The 16,094-nt window shown below is 74.9% G+C and carries 15 protein-coding genes; 6 read left to right on the plus strand and 9 right to left on the minus strand.

Annotated features, from left to right (window positions below; translation table 11 throughout):
* Nucleotides 1-215: 215 nt before the first annotated feature.
* The 7 genes from DOO78_RS17135 to DOO78_RS17165 all read right to left on the minus strand — a co-directional run bounded on the left by DOO78_RS17135 (nucleotide 216) and on the right by DOO78_RS17165 (nucleotide 8,277).
* Nucleotides 216-2,189 carry a polysaccharide biosynthesis protein gene (locus DOO78_RS17135; protein WP_111471086.1) on the minus strand — a complete coding sequence of 658 codons (1,974 nt, stop codon included), beginning with the start codon at nucleotides 2,187-2,189 and terminating at the stop codon, nucleotides 216-218.
* A gap of 74 nt (nucleotides 2,190-2,263) precedes the next feature.
* A complete protein-coding gene (locus DOO78_RS17140; RefSeq protein ID WP_111471087.1) occupies nucleotides 2,264-3,484 on the minus strand; it encodes a glycosyltransferase in 1,221 nt (406 codons plus the stop codon).
* A complete protein-coding gene (locus tag DOO78_RS17145) occupies nucleotides 3,481-4,551 on the minus strand; it encodes a UDP-N-acetyl glucosamine 2-epimerase (RefSeq protein ID WP_111471161.1) in 1,071 nt (356 codons plus the stop codon). Before DOO78_RS17145 ends, DOO78_RS17140 begins: the two co-directional genes overlap by 4 nt.
* Before the next feature lie 36 nt (nucleotides 4,552-4,587).
* Nucleotides 4,588-5,826 carry a glycosyltransferase family 4 protein gene (locus tag DOO78_RS17150; RefSeq protein ID WP_111471088.1) on the minus strand — a complete coding sequence of 413 codons (1,239 nt, stop codon included), beginning with the start codon at nucleotides 5,824-5,826 and terminating at the stop codon, nucleotides 4,588-4,590.
* On the minus strand, nucleotides 5,826-7,013 hold the full coding sequence (locus DOO78_RS17155; protein ID WP_243634581.1) for a DegT/DnrJ/EryC1/StrS family aminotransferase: 1,188 nt from the start codon (nucleotides 7,011-7,013) through the stop codon (nucleotides 5,826-5,828). Before DOO78_RS17155 ends, DOO78_RS17150 begins: the two co-directional genes overlap by 1 nt.
* 136 nt (nucleotides 7,014-7,149) lie before the next feature.
* A complete protein-coding gene (secB, locus tag DOO78_RS17160; protein WP_111471090.1) occupies nucleotides 7,150-7,623 on the minus strand; it encodes a protein-export chaperone SecB in 474 nt (157 codons plus the stop codon).
* A gap of 78 nt (nucleotides 7,624-7,701) precedes the next feature.
* A complete protein-coding gene (locus tag DOO78_RS17165; RefSeq protein WP_111471091.1) occupies nucleotides 7,702-8,277 on the minus strand; it encodes a histidine phosphatase family protein in 576 nt (191 codons plus the stop codon).
* A gap of 143 nt (nucleotides 8,278-8,420) precedes the next feature.
* On the opposite strand from DOO78_RS17165, the gene DOO78_RS17170 reads away from it, so the two are divergent.
* From DOO78_RS17170 to DOO78_RS17195, 6 genes are all read left to right on the plus strand, one after another.
* Entirely contained in the window at nucleotides 8,421-9,104 is a 684-nt protein-coding gene (locus DOO78_RS17170) for a Tim44/TimA family putative adaptor protein (RefSeq protein WP_111471092.1), read from the plus strand.
* A 7-nt stretch (nucleotides 9,105-9,111) separates the two neighbouring features.
* Complete coding sequence (gene mltA, locus DOO78_RS17175) at nucleotides 9,112-10,200, plus strand: murein transglycosylase A (RefSeq protein WP_111471093.1); 1,089 nt, start codon at nucleotides 9,112-9,114, stop codon at nucleotides 10,198-10,200.
* Between the two features lie 141 nt (nucleotides 10,201-10,341).
* A complete protein-coding gene (locus DOO78_RS17180; protein WP_111471094.1) occupies nucleotides 10,342-10,674 on the plus strand; it encodes a hypothetical protein in 333 nt (110 codons plus the stop codon).
* Between the two features lie 246 nt (nucleotides 10,675-10,920).
* Nucleotides 10,921-11,688, plus strand: a complete 768-nt coding sequence (locus DOO78_RS17185) for a (Fe-S)-binding protein (RefSeq protein WP_111471095.1) — start codon at nucleotides 10,921-10,923, stop codon at nucleotides 11,686-11,688.
* Nucleotides 11,685-12,434 carry a 2OG-Fe dioxygenase family protein gene (locus tag DOO78_RS17190; RefSeq protein WP_111471096.1) on the plus strand — a complete coding sequence of 250 codons (750 nt, stop codon included), beginning with the start codon at nucleotides 11,685-11,687 and terminating at the stop codon, nucleotides 12,432-12,434. The genes DOO78_RS17185 and DOO78_RS17190 overlap by 4 nt, the downstream gene beginning before the upstream one ends.
* A gap of 66 nt (nucleotides 12,435-12,500) precedes the next feature.
* Nucleotides 12,501-13,922: an amidase gene (locus DOO78_RS17195; protein WP_111471097.1), complete on the plus strand. Its 1,422-nt coding sequence runs from the start codon at nucleotides 12,501-12,503 to the stop codon at nucleotides 13,920-13,922.
* A 124-nt stretch (nucleotides 13,923-14,046) separates the two neighbouring features.
* Here the strand turns inward: DOO78_RS17195 and DOO78_RS17200 are convergent, their stop codons facing one another.
* Complete coding sequence (locus tag DOO78_RS17200) at nucleotides 14,047-15,462, minus strand: TRAP transporter large permease (protein WP_207802950.1); 1,416 nt, start codon at nucleotides 15,460-15,462, stop codon at nucleotides 14,047-14,049.
* 25 nt (nucleotides 15,463-15,487) lie between these two features.
* Nucleotides 15,488-16,036 carry a TRAP transporter small permease subunit gene (locus DOO78_RS17205; RefSeq protein ID WP_111471098.1) on the minus strand — a complete coding sequence of 183 codons (549 nt, stop codon included), beginning with the start codon at nucleotides 16,034-16,036 and terminating at the stop codon, nucleotides 15,488-15,490.
* Nucleotides 16,037-16,094 lie beyond the last annotated feature (58 nt).

A 16,094-nucleotide genomic window follows, 5' to 3' on the forward strand; every position in this document is an offset into this window, starting at 1 on the left:
CCGCCCCCGGGCGATGCCACCCCATGGCCGAGACCTACACCGGATAGCCGCCTGGCACGAAACCACGGCGGCGCCATTCCGGTCGCGACAAGGATACCGGGATGGGCGCCGGTCCTGGCCCGGCGAGCCGGCTGTAGCCGCCGGCGCCCGGCCCGGCTGTGCCGCCGGTCACAGGCCGCGCGCCGTCGCGGCGGCTGGCCGGCGAGCCGGCCGCCCTACCGCGCCGCCTGCACCTCGGCCCCGTCGGCATTGTGGTCGAACTCCGGCACCAGCCGGCCGAGCTGGGCCAGCGCCGCGCGCGGATTGCCCGCCCGCGCCGCCGCCGCGATCTCGTCGATCGCGCGCCCGACCAGCGCCGGGTCGGCGGTGCGCGGCGTCGCCACCAGCAGCCCGCGGAACTGCGTCGGCCGCGGCGGCTCCTGGCCGTGGAACAGCTCCTCGTAGAGCTTCTCGCCGGGACGCAGCCCGGTGAAGCGGATCTCGACATCCTCCTCGGGCCGCAGACCGGCGAGGCGGATCATGCGCCGCGCCAGGTCGACGATCTTCACCGGCTTGCCCATGTCGAGGACGAAGATGCCGCCCTCGGCCAGTTCCCGTGGCTGGTCCTCGCGGTCCTCGGCGCCGACGACGCTCGCCTGCAGCACCAGGCCGACCGCCTCGCGCACCGTCATGAAGTAGCGGCGCATGTCGGGATGGGTGACCGTCAGCGGCCCGCCGCGTTCGAGCTGGCGGCGGAACAGCGGCACCACCGAGCCGGTGGAGCCGAGCACGTTGCCGAAGCGCACGGTGACGCAGCGCATGCCGTGCCCGCCGGCGCGCAGCGGGTCCCGGCTCGCCGCGCGGGCGGACATGTCGAGCGCCTGGCAGTACATCTCGGCCAGCCGCTTGCTCGCGCCCATGACGCTGGTCGGGTTCACCGCCTTGTCGGTCGAGATGAAGACCATCGCCCGGCAGCCGACCGCGGCGGCGGCATCGGCGACGATGCGGGTGCCGAGGGCGTTGGTCAGCAGCCCTTCCAGCGGGTTGTTCTCGACCATCGGCACGTGCTTCAGCGCCGCGGCGTGGAAGACCAGCTCCGGCCGCAGCTCCTCGAGCAGGCGGCGCATGCGCGGCTCGTCGCGGATATCGGCGAGCACGGCGCGGCGCGGCACGTCCGGGTGCCGCTCGCGCAGCTCCAGGTCGATCTCGTAGAGGGCGAACTCGCCATGGTCGAGCAGGGTGAGCTGCGAGGGGCCGAAGCTCGCCACCTGCCGCGCCAGCTCGCCACCGATGGTGCCGCCGGCGCCGGTGACCAGCACCCGCCGGCCCTGGATCAGCCGCGCCATGCCCTCGCGGTCGAGCGGCACCTGCGGCCGGTCCAGCAGATCCTCGATCGCCACCGGGTCGAGCTTCAGCCGCTGCCCGGCCTTCTCCTCCAGCGCGCCGGCCATGCGCTTCGCCGCCGGGTCGAGGGAGGTGACGGAGGGCGCCCGCCGCACCGGGATGCCGTGCCGGTCGGCGGCATCCAGCAGCCGCTCCAGCGCCAGGCCCTGCACATGGTGGGTGGTGAGCACGACCAGGGCGGGCAGCCGCCCCTCCTCGCGCATCGCGTCCAGCACCGCGGCGATCTCGTCCGCCGTGCCGAGGATCGGATGGCCCTGGATGCGCCGCCCCGCCTGGCGGGTGCGCATGGAGAGGATGCCGATCACCCGGAAGGCCGGCTGCCGCTCGGCGGCGAGCGCCCGGATGAAGATGTCCGCCCCGTCGCCGGCGCCGACCAGCAGCACCGGCTGCGGGGTGATGCTCTCATGCGCGCGGCGGCCATGGTGCAGCCGCCCGGCGATGCGCGGCGCGCCGAGCAGGATGCCGAGCGCCAGCGCATGGATGGCCGGGAAGGCCGGGTTGGGCGGCGTCCAGGCCCCGGCCAGGCGCAGCCCGCCCCAGAACAGGATCGCCGCGCCGATCGCCGCGCCGGCGATGCCGAGCAGGTCCGGCAGCCCGGCATAGCGCCAGTATTGCTGCGGCAGCCGCACCGGCAGCCCGGCGGCGAGCAGCGCCAGGACCGCGCCGGGCAGGGCGCCGAGCCACCAACCCGCGGCAGGCCAGGCGCCGGGCGCATCGAGCAGCATCGCCACCGGCAGGGCCAGGCAGGCGATGGCGGAATCGAGGGCGAGGTTGAGAAGGATGCGGTGCGGCGCGCGGCGGGCCATCCGCCGGCTATAGGACGGTCCGCCCCAGGGCGCCACCATGGGCGCCACTGCGGGCGCCACCAGGGGAGGGCCGATCAGGGCGCCGGCACCCCGCTCGGGGCGATGGCGGGCAGAGGAGCGAGCGCCCGGTAGAGCCCGGCCAGCCGCGCCGCCTCCCCCGCCCAGCCGAAGCGCGCCGCCGCCGCGGCGCGGCCCGCCACCCCGAGCGCCGCCCGCCGCGCGGGGTCCCGCAGCCCCTCGATGGCGGCGGCGACGGCGCGCGGATCGGCGCTGTCGACCAGGGCGCCGCAGCCGGCCCCGGCGACGATGCCGGCGACCTCGGTGGCGAAGGCCGGGGCGATCACCGGCAGCCCGGCCTGCATGGCGTCGAACAGCTTGTGCGGCAGGGCGAGGCGGTGATTCTCCTCGCCCGGCTGGAACAGCACCAGGGCGATGTCGCCCTCGGCGAGCCGCGCCATGGCCTCGGGATGCGGCAGCCAGGGCAGGCGCTCGATCCGCGCCGCGAGGCCGAGCGCGGCGGCCCGGGCGAGGAATTCCGGCTCCGAGCCATCGGTGAAGCGGCCGATCAGCCGCAGCCGGTCCTCCGGCGGGCCGAGCGCCATCGCCTCCAGCAGCACCGGCCAGCCGCGGCTGCGGCCCATGGCGCCGGCATGCACCAGCGTCAGCGGCCCGGCGGCGTGGCGGCGCGGCGCGACCGCGGCCGGCATGGCGTAGTTGCGCACCGCGAGCAGCCGCGGCGCGCCGGCGAAATCCCCGGCCAGCCCGTCCTTGGCCACCACCACCGCATCGGCGGCGCGCCCGGCGAGGCGGCAGGCGAGGCGCAGCGCCGCCCGCGCCAGCGGCCGCAGCGGGCGTGGCAACCGGCTGTCGAGCCGGCTCGGATAATGCTCGTGCACGTCGAGCACCACCCGCGCCCCGCTGCGCCACCCGGCCCAGAGCGCGGCCAGCCAGGCATCCGGCTCGCTGGCATGGATCACCGCGGCGCCGCGCGCCGCCGCCAGCCGGGCGAGGCCGGGCAGGGCGGCGAGCCGGCCGGCCCAGCCGGGGCGGCGGGCGAAGCCCTCGATCGCCACGCCCGCGACCCTCGCCGGCATCGCCTCGCGGGCCGGGGCGAGATGCGCCACCCGCCAGCCGGCGGCGGCCAGGGCCGCGCCCTCCTTGCGCACCACCCGGATGTCGTCCGGCGGATGCGCGGCGGAGAGCATCAGCACCAGCGGCGGCGCGGGCGAGCCCAGGACCACCGGCGGCAGGGGCGGTGGCAGGGGCGGCAGCGGGGGTGGGGCGAGGGCGTTCATCGCCGCAGCAGCTCGGCGAGATGCGCCGCCATGCGCGGCCCCGCGGCGCCGTCCCAGAGCGGGATCGGCCGCGCCCGCGGCCAGTCGCCGGCCAGCACGGCCGCCACCGCATCGGGCAGGCCGGCCGGCGTCACCAGCCGGCTGCTGCCGGCGGCGAGCGTCACCGGCCGCTCGGTCGAGGGCCGCAGCGTCAGGCAGGGCAGGTCGAGCGCCGTCGCCTCCTCCTGCACCCCGCCGCTGTCGGTCGCCACCAGCCGGGCGCCGGCGAGCAGGCCGAGGAAGGCGAGATAGGGCTGCGGCGGCAGGACCCGCAGGCCCGGCGGCGGGGCGAGGCCGGCCCTGGCCATCCGGGCGGCGGTGCGGGGATGCCGCGGCCAGACCAGGGGCAGGCGCCGCGCCGCCAGGCCGAGCCCCCGCAGCAGCGCGGCGAGGCGCGCCGGGTCGTCGACATTGCCGGCCCGGTGCAGGGTGACGAGGCCGTAGCCGCCCGGCGCCAGCCCATCGGGCAGCCCGCGTGCCCGCGCGGCGTCGAGGTTGCGCCGCAGCGTGTCGATCATGGCATTGCCGACGGCGCGCACCGCGGCGGGCGGCGCCCCCTCGGCCAGCAGCCGGGCGGCGCTGCCCTCGTCCGGCGCCCAGAGCAGGGTGGCAACGGCGTCGATGGCGCGACGGTTGATCTCCTCGGGCATGTCCGCCTCGCCGCCGCGCAGCCCGGCCTCGAGATGCGCGACCGGCAGGCCGAGCTTGCGCGCGGCCAGCGCCGCGGCGAGCGAGCCGTCGACATCCCCGGCCACCACGACCAGGGCCGGGCGCCGCCCCGCCCAGGCGGCGTGCAGCGCCATCATGGTGCGGCCGGTGGTCTCGGCATGGTTGCCGCCGGGCACGCCGAGCGCGATCTCCGGCGCCGGCAGGCCGAGCTCGGCCAGGTGGTCGCCGAACATGGCCGGGTCCTGGTGCTGGCCGGTGTGCAGCAGCACCGGGCGCAGCGGCAGGCGGGCCGGCGGCAAGGCGTGCCAGAGCGCCGCCAGCTTCGGCAGGTTCGGCCGCGCCGCGGCGACGAGATGCATCTCGCCCGGAGCCAGCATGGGGGGCGGCGGCGCCGGTCAGGCCAGGGCCAGCCGCGGCCGGGGCGGCGCCGCCGCCTCGGCCAGCTCGCAGAAGCGAGCCGCCAGCAGCCGCCGGTCCCAGCGGCGCTCGGCGAGCTGCCGGGCGGCGCGGCCCATGGCCCGCCGCCGGGCCGGGTCCCGGGCCAGGGCGCCGAGCGCCTCGGCGAGCGCCGCGGGATCGGCCGGCGCCACCGCGATGCCGACCGGCCCGTGCCGGCCGCCGGCCAGCAGCCGCGCCGCGGCGCCGCCAAGGTTGGCGACGACCGGCAGGCCGGCGGCGAGGTAGTCCATCAGCTTGTTGGGCGCGGTGAGCTCGGCGAATTCCGGCACCGGCGCCAGGCATTGCAGGCCGATATCGGCGCCCGCCAGCAGCGCCGCCAGCCGGCGCTTGGGCAGCGGGGCGAGGAAGCGCAGGTTGCGCAGCCCGAGCGTCTCCGCCCGGGCCCGCAGCCGCGGCGTCTCGGCCCCCTCGCCGACCAGCACCAGCGTCAGCGGCGCCCGCGCCGCCTGCAACAGCGCCGCGGCGTCCAGCAGCAGGCCGAGGCCGTTGGCCGGCCCCTGCGCCCCGGCATAGACGGCCAGCATCCCGTCCGGCGGCAGGCCGGGGGGTCGCCAGGGGGCGATGCCGGGGCCGAAGAGGTCGAGGTCGCAGCCATTCGGCAGCACGGCGATCACGCGCGCGCCATGCGCCCGGGCCGTCTCCGCCATGCCGTCGGACAGCGCGATCACCGCGGTGGCGTTGCGGCAGGCGGCGTCGGCCAGCCGGTCGAGCGCCCACCACAGCGGCGGCGAGCCGATGCCCATGGCGCGCGGCAGCTCCGGCCAGGGATCGCGGATCTCGTAGAGGAAGGGGATGCCGCGCAGCCGCCAGGCGGCGAGCGCCGGCAGGGCGACGCTCGACGGGGTGGAGCTGGCGATGACGAGATCCCATTCCTCGGCTAGGGCCAGCCGGCCGGCCTGCGCCGCATAGCGGAGGAAGGCGCCGGCGCGCCGCCGCAGCGGCATGGCATTGCCACAGGGGATGGCCCATTCCACGACGCGGAAGCCATCCACCGGCCCCTCCCGCCGGCCGCGGCGGAAGCCGCCGGCGAGGCCCGTCACCGCCCCGGCATACTGGCCGCAGGCCATGGTCACCGCATGCCCGCGGGCCGCGAGCGCGCGGGCCATGGCATGGCTGCGCGTGCCGGTGGCGCCCTCGGGCGTGGAGAAATGCTGGTGCAGGTAGAGGATGCGCATCACCCGGCCGCCGCCTCCCGGATCGCGGCCGCGACGCGCGCCTGCTGCGGCGGGGTGAGGCCGCTGCCGGAGGGCAGGCAGAGCCCGGTCTCGAACAGCCGCGCGGCGATGCCGCCGCCGCTGCGCGGCGCCCCGCGGAAGGCCGGCTGCAGGTGCAGCGGCTTCCAGACGGGGCGGCTCTCGATGCCGCGCAGCGCCAGGTGGCGCCGCACCGCCTCGCGGTCCGGCGCGCCGAGGCGTGGCAGGAAGAGCGCGACGCTGAGCCAGCGATTGGCGCGGCCCCAGCCGGGCTCCGGCATGAAGCCGAGGCCCGGCAGGTCGCCCAGCGCCTCGCGGTAGCGGGCGAAGATGGCCCGCCGCGCCGCGACCCGCTCGGCCAGCGCCGGGAGCTGCGCCAGCCCGACCGCGGCGAGCAGGGCCGAGAGGCCATAGGTGAAGCCGGTGGTCTCGTGCTGGTAGTGCGGCGCCGGTTCCTTCGCTTGCGTCGCCAGCATGCGGGCGCGCTCGATCAGCCGGGCGTCGTCCGAGGCCAGCGCGCCGCCGCCGCCGGTGGTGACGATCTTGTTGCCGTTGAAGCTGAAGGCGGCGAGGCGGGCGCCGCGCCCGGCATGGCGGCCGCGCTGGGTCGCGCCGAGGGCCGCGGCGCTGTCGCAGAGCACCGGCACGCCCCAGCGCTCGCAGAGCGCGGCGATGGTGTCGAGGTCGCAGCACTGGCCGAAGAGGTCGACCGGCACGACGACGCGCGGCAGGCGGCCGCGCCGGGCGGCGCGGGCGAGCTCACGCTCGAGCAGGTTGGGATCGAGGGTCCAGCTCTCCTCGGCGACGTCGAGGAAGCGCGGCACCGCGCCCATCTGCACCGCCGGCGCGATGGTGGCGATGAAGGTGAGCGTGCTGGTCCAGACCTCGTCCCCCGGCGCGACGCCGAGCAGGCGGTAGCCGAGATGCAGCGCGGCGGTGCCGTTGGTGGTGGCGAGCACCGCTGCGAAGCCGGTGGCCTCGCCGATCGCCGCTTCGAAGGCGGCCGGCATCGGGCCCGCCGGCGCGATCCAGCCGCTGTCGAGCGCGGCCTGCAGCGCCGCCGGCTCGGCGCCCGTCAGGTGCGGCGGGGAGAGCAGGATGCGCTCCCCGCCCGCCGCCGTCGCCGGCACGTCCTCGCGCGCCCGCAGGGGCAGGGGAAAGGCGAGCACGGGACCGGGTCGGGACGCAGCCTCGGCGGGCGTCATGCGGAAATCCGGGTTGTTCCGCTATGACAATCGAGTGATCAACCGGTCCGCGCAACACCTTTTTGATGCGCAATCTGAACGAAAGGGTCCTGGCCGGCGCTCAGGCCGTGCCGACCGGCCCCTGCGGCTCGCCGCGGCGCGACTGCCAGAGGGCGACGAAGTCGATAGGTGCCAGCATCACCGGCGGGAAGCCGCCATCGCGCGTGACATCGGCCAGGATGTTGCGGGCGAAGGGAAACAGCAGGCGCGGACACTCGACGAGCAGCACCGGCTCGAGCACCTCCTGCTCCACCGTCACGGTGAAGATGCCGCAATAGACCAGCTCGGCAATGAAGCAGGCGCGACCCTCGGCCTGGGCGTCGGCGCGGATCTGCAGCGAGACCTCGTAGACATTGCCGCCCTCCTGCACCGGGCGGGCCTGGACATCGAGCTGCAGGTCGACGCGCGGCTGCTCGCGCAGGGTGGCGAAGATCTCGGGCGCGCCGGGCACCTCGAAGGAGAGATCCTTGGTGTATTGCAGGTTCAGGACGAGCGGGCCCTGGGGCATCGGCGGGGCGGCGGAGGCGTCGGACATGGCAGGGTGCATCCCGGAGAAGGGGCGCGCGGGGTAGCATGCCCGACCGGCGCGGAACAGCGCCGGTGGCCCCGCCGGTCAGCGCTTCGCCGGCGGCTGGTATTGCCGCCACAGGATATCCCGCGGCGCCGGCGCGTTGGGGTCGCAGCGCACCCACTGGCCGTTCATCAGCCTCTCACCGGTCATCGCCAGGATGAAGCCCCAATGCGATACCACCAGCGTGTCCCGCCAGTCCGGCAGCGCCGCCATCTCGGCCCGGAACAGCGCCGCGCGCGCCTCCACCTGATGGTCCGGCTCCTCGATCGCCGGCCACCAGACCTCGTCCACATGGCGGAAATCCACCTCCGGCCAGGCGAGGGCGAGTTGCGAGCAGGGCGAGCCGATGTCGCAGGAGAAGGCGTAGCGCTCGCGCACCGTGGGGACCACATGCACCGGGATGCCGAGCCGGCGGGCGAGCGGCGCTGCGGTCTGCAGGGCGCGGGTGTAGGGGGAGGCGATGATGCGCCGCAGCCCCTCATCGGCCAGCGCCTCGGCCGCCTCCTCCGCCTGGGCCTGGCCGAGCGGCGTCAGCATCGGGTCGGGGATGCCGGGGTCCCGCTTCGTCGCGGTGAAGCGCAGGTTGAACTCGCTTTGACCGTGCCGAAGGAGGATCATCGCCGCTTGCCATTGGGGGGAGGGACGGGACAGGGCGTACCGGCCCCGCTCCGGACCGGCAAGCCCGGCGGAGGCGGCGCGCCGGGCCGGGCGGCGTTGCGATCGGCCCCTCGCGACCTTAAGTAGGTGAAAAGGAGTTAACGATGACGGGTGGCTTTCCGCTCGACCTGATCCTCTTCGCCATGGTCGCGGCCTTCCTGGTCCTGCGGCTGCGGAGCGTGCTCGGCCGACGCACCGGATTCGAGAGACCGCCGGCGGCGGAGCCTCGTCCGGCCGGCTTCGATCCGCGGGGCGGCCGGGTGGTGGAGGGCGCCGCCGAGGAGGTGCGCGCCGCCCCGGCCCCCGGCGGCACGCGGCATGTCGTGCCCGATCCCCGCACCCCGCCCGGCCAGGCGCTCGGGCGCATCGCCGCGGCGGATCGCAGCTTCGACCCCGACCGTTTCCTCGACGGCGCGGAGGGCGCCTTCCGCATGATCGTCGCGGCCTTCGCGGCGGGCGATCGGCAGACCCTGCGGAGCCTGCTGAACGACGGCGCCTATGCCGGCTTCGAGGCGGCCATCACGGCGCGCGAGCAGGCCGGCGAGCAGCAGCGGACCGAGATCCGCGAGGTGCACGAGCTGGCCATCGAGGGCGCGGACCTGCGCGGCAGCATCGCCGAGATCGTGGTCCGCTTCGTCACCGACCAGGTGAACATGACCACCGGGCGGGGCGGCGAGGTCATCTCCGGCAGCGACGCGATCACAGAGCTGACGGATATCTGGACCTTCCAGCGCGACGTCACCGCCTCCGACCCCACCTGGAAGCTGACCAGCACGAGCCACGCCTGAGCCGGGGATGGCGGGCCCGGCCTGGGCCGCGGGTTGCCGGCGGCTGCTCCTGTCGGCGCTGCTGCTGGGCGGCGCCGCCGGCCTTGCCTGGGCCGCGCCGCCTGGGCTCGACAGCCTGCCCGGCTGGGCCGAGGAGGATGCCGCGGCGGCACTCGTGCCCTTCCGCGCCACCTGCCGCGAGCTGGCCCGCCGCGATCCGGAGGCCCCTCTCGGGGGCCAGCCCCTGCTCGCGGCGCGTGCCGGCCGCCCCGCCGCCTGGGCGTTGCTCTGCGCCGAGGCATTGGCGCTGCCGGCGGGGGCGGAGCGGGCGTTCCTCGAACGCCGGCTGGAACCGGTGCCGGTCGGCACCGGGCTGCTGACCGGTTATTACGAGCCGGAGCTCTCCGGCCGCCTGACGCCGGATGCGGCGCATCCGACTCCGCTGCACGGCCTGCCGCCGGCGGCGGCGGAGGGCGGCCTGCTGCCCGACCGGGCCGCGATCGAGGCCGGGGCGCTGGACGGGATCGCGCCCATCCTGGTCCATGTCGATCCGGTCGAGGGCTTCTTCCTGCAGATCCAGGGCTCGGGGCGCGTCACCCTGCCGGAGGGCGGGCTGCTGCGGCTGCGCTACGCCGGCAAGAACGGCCATCCCTACCGGGCGATCGGGCGGTTGCTGATCGAGCGCGGCGCCATTGCCCGCGAGGCCATATCCATGCAGGCGATCCGCGCCTGGCTGGCGGCCGCCCCGCCGCCGGCGGCGGCGGCGCTGCTGCGGGAGAACCCCTCCTACGTCTTCTTCCGCCGCGACGAGGCGTTGCGTCCGGATGAGGGGCCGCCCGGCACGCTCGGCGTGCCGCTGACGCCGGGGCGGTCGCTGGCGGTCGATCCGGCCTTCATCCCGCTCGGCGCGCCGGTCTGGATCGTGACGCAGGACCCGCTGGACGGCCGGCCAATCCGCCGCCTGGTGCAGGCGCAGGACACGGGCGGCGCCATCCGCGGCGCGGCGCGCGGCGACCTGTTCTTCGGCTGGGGCGAGGAGGCCGCGGCGCGGGCGGGGCTGATGCAGGCGCCGGTGACGATGATGGTGCTGGTGCCGCGCGAGGGCGCCGCGCCCTGACGCGGCCCAGACCTGACGCGGCCCAGACCTAACGCGGCCCAGAGCGGATCGAGGGCGAAACCCATCGTAGCCGGGCGCACAGACGCCCGGACGCCACCACGGCATTCTTCTCGTCTCATACTATGCGAGAAGGATCACGACATGCGCAAGATCGGAAACCTGGCCTTGGTGCTGGGCCTCGCCCTGCTCGCGCCGCTGGCAGGCCGGGCGGAGGGCAGCGAGGGTGAGGGGTTGCAGGGCGTCGCGGAGGCGATGCGGCAGGCCGCGGTCCGCGACGGCGGCAGCGGCTGGCAGAACGGCGCGGCGCGGCTGGTCGCCTCCGGCACGGGCTATGGCGTCGCCTATTCCGGCCTGCCGCGCGGCAGCGTCGGTCGCGGGCCGTTGACCGTGATCGGCGCCATGGATGGCCAGCCCATCGTCGCCTATGCCGATCCGCAGCCGGGCGGGCCCGTCCTGCTGGCGGAGCGCCGCTGAGCCGGCGTCGCGGCAGGCGGTGGCGTCGGGTGCCGGGCTGCCGGGCCCGGCGGCGCTCCCGTTCCCCGGCGGGCTGGGGGAGGCATTCCGGCTCCGTCGCACCGTCGCCGGCCCGCGCGCGGCGGCATCACCGAAGGGCGTACATCCGGCGATCGAAGAACGGCCTGGACCATGGTCCGTGCCCCCCTGCGGGCGGATCCTGGTCCAGGCCATTTCCGCGCCGGCGCCATCTGCTAGATTGCCCGCATGCTCCAGACCCGGCCGCGCGTCGCCCTGTTCGTCACCTGCCTCGTCGATCTCTACCGGCCGAATGTCGGCTTCTCCGCCATCGCGCTGCTCGAGGAGGCCGGCTGCCTGGTCGAGGTGCCGGACGCCCAGACCTGCTGCGGCCAGCCCGCCTACAACACCGGCGACCGGGCGACGGCGCAGGATCTGGCGCGGGGCGTGGTCGATACCTTCCTGCCCTACGACTACACCGTGGTCCCGAGCGGCTCCTGCGGCGGCATGATCTCGCACCACTATCCCGGCCTCTTCGCCGACGACCCGCAGTATCGCGGCCGGGCCGAGGCGCTGGCGGCGAAGACGCACGAGCTGGTCTCCTTCCTGACCGACACCCTGGGGCTCGACGCCGTGAAGGCCCGCTATGACGGCGTGATCACCTATCACGACAGCTGCTCGGGGCTGCGCGAGCTCGGCGTCAAGGCGCAGCCGCGCAAGCTGCTGCGCTCCATGCCGGGCGTGACGCTGAAGGAGATGCCGGATGCCGAGATCTGCTGCGGCTTCGGCGGCACCTTCTGCGTGAAGTATCCCGACATCTCCACCCGCATGGTCACCGACAAGACGCGCTCCATCGCCTCCACCGGGGCGGATACGCTGCTCGCCGGCGACATGGGATGCCTGCTGAACATGGCGGGCCGGCTGAAGCGCGAAGGCACGCCGGTGAAGGTGCGCCATGTCGCCGAGGTGCTGGCCGGCCGCACCGGGGAGGCGCCGGCGATCGGCGACACGGAATGAGCGCAGCCTTGCAGGTGACGCCGACCGAGCCGCTGCTCGGGGCGATCGAGGCCGAGGGCTTCGCGCTGCTGCGCGGCCCGGAGATGGCGGCGCGGCTCGGCCCGGCCGGGATGCCGGCCGCGCTCGATGCCTTCGCCGCGAGCTGGGAGCGGCTGGAGACGGACCGCTTCATGGCCGATGGCGGCCGCTATCGCCGCCGGCGGCACGCCAATTTCACCGCCCGCGCCGGCCAGCCCGGGCATGTCCGCGGGCCGCACCGGCCGCATTTCCAGGCGGTGGTGCACAACAGCCTCAATGGCGGCGTCGAGCGCTGGTTCGGGCCGATGGAGGATGCGGTGGCCGAGAGCGCACCGCTGCAGGCGCTGCTCGCGCTCGGCCGCGGCGTCGCCGATGCGCGCAGCCCGCGCACGGACTGGTTCGTCGAGGCGCACCAGTTCCGCATCGAGGCGGTGGCCGGCGCGCCGGGCTTCCCGACGCCGGAGGGCGTGCACCATGACGGCGTCGACTACGTGCTGATCGGCATGATCGCGCGCACCAACCTCACCGGCGGCGAGACGCTGGTCACCGACGAGGCCGGGCAGGCGCTGGCGCGCTTCACCCTGCTCGACCGGCTCGACTGCGCCTTCATGGATGACCGGCGGGTGATGCATGGCGTGACGCCGGTGCAGCCGGCCGATCCGGCGCTGCCCTCCTGCCGCGACGTGCTGGTGATCACCTGGAAGCGGCTCGCCGCCGCGGAGGCATAGCGGCAGCGGCTTCGCAGGCCGGGGCGAACGGCTCTACCCTCGCCGCCGGAACGCGAAGGAGCCGCCATGCAGCATCTGCCCTCCGAGACCTGGCGCTGGGATGCCGTCGACATCGCCCGCGCCATCCGCCTCGGCGCCCTGTCCGCCCGCGAGGCGGCAGAGGCGGCGCTGGCCCGGCTCGATGCGGTGAACCCGGCCATCAACGCCGTGGTCGATCCGCTGCCCGAGCTGGCGCTCGCCGCCGCCGATGCCGCCGATGCGGCGCGCGCCCGCGGCGAGGCGCTCGGGCCGCTGCACGGCGTGCCGGTCACCGTGAAGGTGAATGCCGACATGGCGGGCCGCGCCACCACCAACGGCGTCGTCGCCTTCCGCGACATGATCGCGCCCGCCGACAGCGCCGTCATCGGCAACATGCGCAAGGCCGGCGCGGTCGTCATCGGCCGCACCAACACCCCGGCCTTCTCCTGGCGTTGGTTCACCGACAATGCCCTGCACGGCCGGACGCTCAACCCATGGAGCGCCGGGCACACCCCGGGCGGCTCCTCGGGTGGGGCGAGCGCGGCCACCGCGGCCGGCATCGGCGCCATCGGCCATGGCAACGACATCGGCGGCTCCATCCGCTACCCGGCCTATGCCTGCGGCATCGCCGGGCTGCGCCCCTCGGCCGGCCGCATCCCGGCCTTCAACCCCTCGGCCAAGGAGGAGCGCTCCCTCTCCGGCCAGTTGCTCTCCACCCAGGGGCCGCTGGCCCGGCGCGTCGCCGATCTGCGGCTTGCGCTGGCCGCCATGGCGGCGCCCGACTGGCGCGACCCCTGGCAGGCGCCGGTGCTGCTGGAGGGGCCGCCGCTGCCGGGGCCGATCCGCGTCGCCCTCTGCGCCGACCCGTCCCACCAGGGCGTGCATCCGGCGGTGGCCGCGGCGGTGCAGGCGGCCGGCAAGGCGCTGGCGGCCGCCGGCTATGCGGTGGAGGAGGCGGAGCCGCCCGGCTTCGCCGAGGTCGCGGCCGATTGGGACGCCTTCATCCATGCCGAGGCGACGGTCTTCATGAAGGCGGGCTTCGAGCAGCTCGCCGATCCCGCCGCCCGGGCGATCTTCGCCGAGATGGGCGAGCGGGCGCTGCCGGCGCTGCCCGACTGGATGCGGCTGCTGGCCCGCCGCGCCACGCATCAGCGCGCCTGGGCGCAGTTCCTGCAGGAGCGGCCGCTGCTGGTCATCCCGGTCTCGGCCGAGCCGCCCTTCCCGCAGGCGCTGGACGAGCGGGATTTCCCGCGGGTGATCCGGGCCCAGGCGCCGCTCTTCCCGACCGTGCTGCTCGGCCTGCCGAGCGTCTCGGTGCCGACCGGCCTCGCCGAGGGGCTGCCGATGGGGGTGCAGGTGGTGGCGCCGCGCTGGCGGGAGGACCTGGCGCTGGCGGCGGCGGAGGCGATCGAGGCCGCCTATCCCATGCCGACCCCGATCGACCCGCGACCGGCACCGGCCGCGGGCTGAGCCTGGCCGGCGCCTGGCCGGCGCCCCGGGGGGGGGCAACGCCCGTGGCCGGCCCCCGTTCGGGGCCGCCCGGGTTGGGAACCGGTGGGAGGGGGCCGGCGGGAGGGCGCCGCCGGCGCCGGCGCTACTTGAAGACCGGCGGCGCGTCATCCTCCGGCAGGTCGGGCAGCGGCACCTCGATGCGGACCGTGCTCGGGTCGACGCCCGTGCTCTTGTCGAGCCAGTAGGTCACGCTCGCCGGCCAGAAGATCACGATGGCGACCAGGATGAGCTGCAGCCCGACCCAGGGGATGGCGCCCCAGTAGATGTCGCGGCTGCGCACCTCCTTCGGGGCGATGCCGCGGAGGTAGAAGAGGGCGAAGCCGAAGGGCGGGTGCATGAAGCTGGTCTGCATGTTCACGCAGATCAGCACGCCGAACCAGACGAGGTCGATGCCGAGCTTCGCCGCCACCGGCGCGAGCAGCGGGATGATGATGAAGGCGATCTCGAAGAAGTCGAGGAAGAAGGCCAGGAAGAAGATGAAGATCTGGCTGAAGATCAGGAAGCCGACCTGGCCGCCCGGCAGCTTCGAGAGCAGGTGCTCGATCCAGATCGCCCCGTCCACGCCCTGGAAGACCAGGCTGAACACCGTGGCGCCGATCAGGATGAAGATGACCATGGCGGTGATGCGCATGGTGTTCTGGGTGGCCTGCCAAAGCAGGTCCCAGCTGAAGCGGCGGTTCACCACCGCGAGGACGACGGCGCCGACCGCGCCCATCGCTCCCGCCTCGGTCGGCGTGGCGAGGCCGAGGAAGATGGTGCCGAGCACGAGGAAGATCAGGACGACGGAGGGCACCATGCCCTTCAGCACCCGCCACCAGAGCGCCCAGCCGCGCTGCGTCAGCGCCTCGTCCGGCAGCGGCGGCACGCGATGCGGCTGGAAGATGCTGACGACGACGATGAAGCCGATGAACAGCAGCACCTGCAGGATGCTGGGGCCGATGGCGCCGGCATACATGTCGCCGACCGACTTGCCGAGCTGGTCGCCGAGCACGATGAGGACGAGGCTCGGCGGGATCACCTGGGTGATGGTGCCGCTGGCCGCGATGACGCCGGTGGCGATGCGCATGTCATAGCCGTAGCGCATCATGATCGGCAGGCTGATCATGCCCATGGCGATGACCGAGGCGGCGACCGTGCCGGTGATGGCGCCGAGCACGGCGCCGACCAGGATCACCGCATAGGCGAGGCCGCCCGGCACCTTGCCGAAGAGCTGCCCGGTGCCCTCCAGCAAATCCTCCGCCAGGCCGCAGCGTTCGAGGATCGCCCCCATCAGGGTGAAGAAGGGGATGGCCAGCAGCAGGTCGTTGGCGATGATGCCGAAGACCCGCAGCGGCAGGTTGCCGAGATAGGCCGGCGTGAAGAAGCCGAGCTCGATCGAGAGGAAGCCGAAGAACAGGCCGACGGCGGAGAGGCTGAAGGCGACCGGGAAGCCGATCAGCAGGAAGACGACCAGGCCGCCGAACATCAGCGGCGCCATCACGTCCATGTCGATGGTCATAGGGGCGCGGGTCCTGGCGAGGGTCTTATTGCTCGGGGCGGTGGTACTCGACCACCACCTCGGCCTGCGGGGAGACGCCGCGCAGCAGGGCGACGCGCTTGATGAGCTCGGAGATGCCTTGCAGCATCAGGAGGAAGAAGCCGATCGGCAGCAGGATCTTCACCGGCCAGCGCAGCAGGCCGCCGGCATTCGGGCTGCCCTCCGACCGCACCAAGCTGTCGAGGAAGAAGGGCCAGGTCATCCAGGCGAGCAGCGTGACCGCCGGCAGCATGAAGAAGGTGAAGCCGAAGACATCCACCCAGAGCCGGGCCCGCTCGGACAGGCTGGAATAGAGCAGGTCCACCCGGACGTGCTCGTTGCGGAACAGCGTGTAGGAGGCGCCGAGCATGACGGTGGCGCCGAAGAGGTACCACTGCACCTCCAGCCAGGCATTCGAGGAGTAGGAGATGCCGTAGCGCACGAAGGCATTGCCGGCGGAGATGGCGCAGGACAGCAGCACGGCCCAGTCGGCCAGCTTGCCGATCGCGGCGTTCAGCCTGTCCACGCCACGGCTGAAGGCGAGCAGGGGACCCATGGGCGCGTGTTACCTCCCTGGCGCACCCACCCACTGGCGAAAAGGGATGGGGCGCGTT

It is taken from the genome of Roseicella frigidaeris (assembly GCF_003258945.1).
Lineage (GTDB): Bacteria > Pseudomonadota > Alphaproteobacteria > Acetobacterales > Acetobacteraceae > Paracraurococcus > Paracraurococcus frigidaeris.

Coding starts and splice junctions, on each gene's coding strand:
- DOO78_RS17195 (WP_111471097.1), top strand. CDS start 12,501: ATGCAGCATCTGCCCTCCGAGACCTGGCGCTGGGATGCCGTCGACATC.
- DOO78_RS17180 (WP_111471094.1), top strand. CDS start 10,342: ATGCGCAAGATCGGAAACCTGGCCTTGGTGCTGGGCCTCGCCCTGCTC.
- DOO78_RS17140 (WP_111471087.1), bottom strand. CDS start 3,484: ATGAACGCCCTCGCCCCACCCCCGCTGCCGCCCCTGCCACCGCCCCTG.
- DOO78_RS17185 (WP_111471095.1), top strand. CDS start 10,921: ATGCTCCAGACCCGGCCGCGCGTCGCCCTGTTCGTCACCTGCCTCGTC.
- DOO78_RS17145 (WP_111471161.1), bottom strand. CDS start 4,551: ATGCATCTCGTCGCCGCGGCGCGGCCGAACCTGCCGAAGCTGGCGGCG.
- mltA (WP_111471093.1), top strand. CDS start 9,112: ATGGCGGGCCCGGCCTGGGCCGCGGGTTGCCGGCGGCTGCTCCTGTCG.
- DOO78_RS17165 (WP_111471091.1), bottom strand. CDS start 8,277: ATGATCCTCCTTCGGCACGGTCAAAGCGAGTTCAACCTGCGCTTCACC.
- DOO78_RS17150 (WP_111471088.1), bottom strand. CDS start 5,826: ATGCGCATCCTCTACCTGCACCAGCATTTCTCCACGCCCGAGGGCGCC.
- DOO78_RS17205 (WP_111471098.1), bottom strand. CDS start 16,036: ATGGGTCCCCTGCTCGCCTTCAGCCGTGGCGTGGACAGGCTGAACGCC.
- DOO78_RS17200 (WP_207802950.1), bottom strand. CDS start 15,462: ATGACCATCGACATGGACGTGATGGCGCCGCTGATGTTCGGCGGCCTG.
- DOO78_RS17135 (WP_111471086.1), bottom strand. CDS start 2,189: ATGGCCCGCCGCGCGCCGCACCGCATCCTTCTCAACCTCGCCCTCGAT.
- secB (WP_111471090.1), bottom strand. CDS start 7,623: ATGTCCGACGCCTCCGCCGCCCCGCCGATGCCCCAGGGCCCGCTCGTC.
- DOO78_RS17170 (WP_111471092.1), top strand. CDS start 8,421: ATGACGGGTGGCTTTCCGCTCGACCTGATCCTCTTCGCCATGGTCGCG.
- DOO78_RS17190 (WP_111471096.1), top strand. CDS start 11,685: ATGAGCGCAGCCTTGCAGGTGACGCCGACCGAGCCGCTGCTCGGGGCG.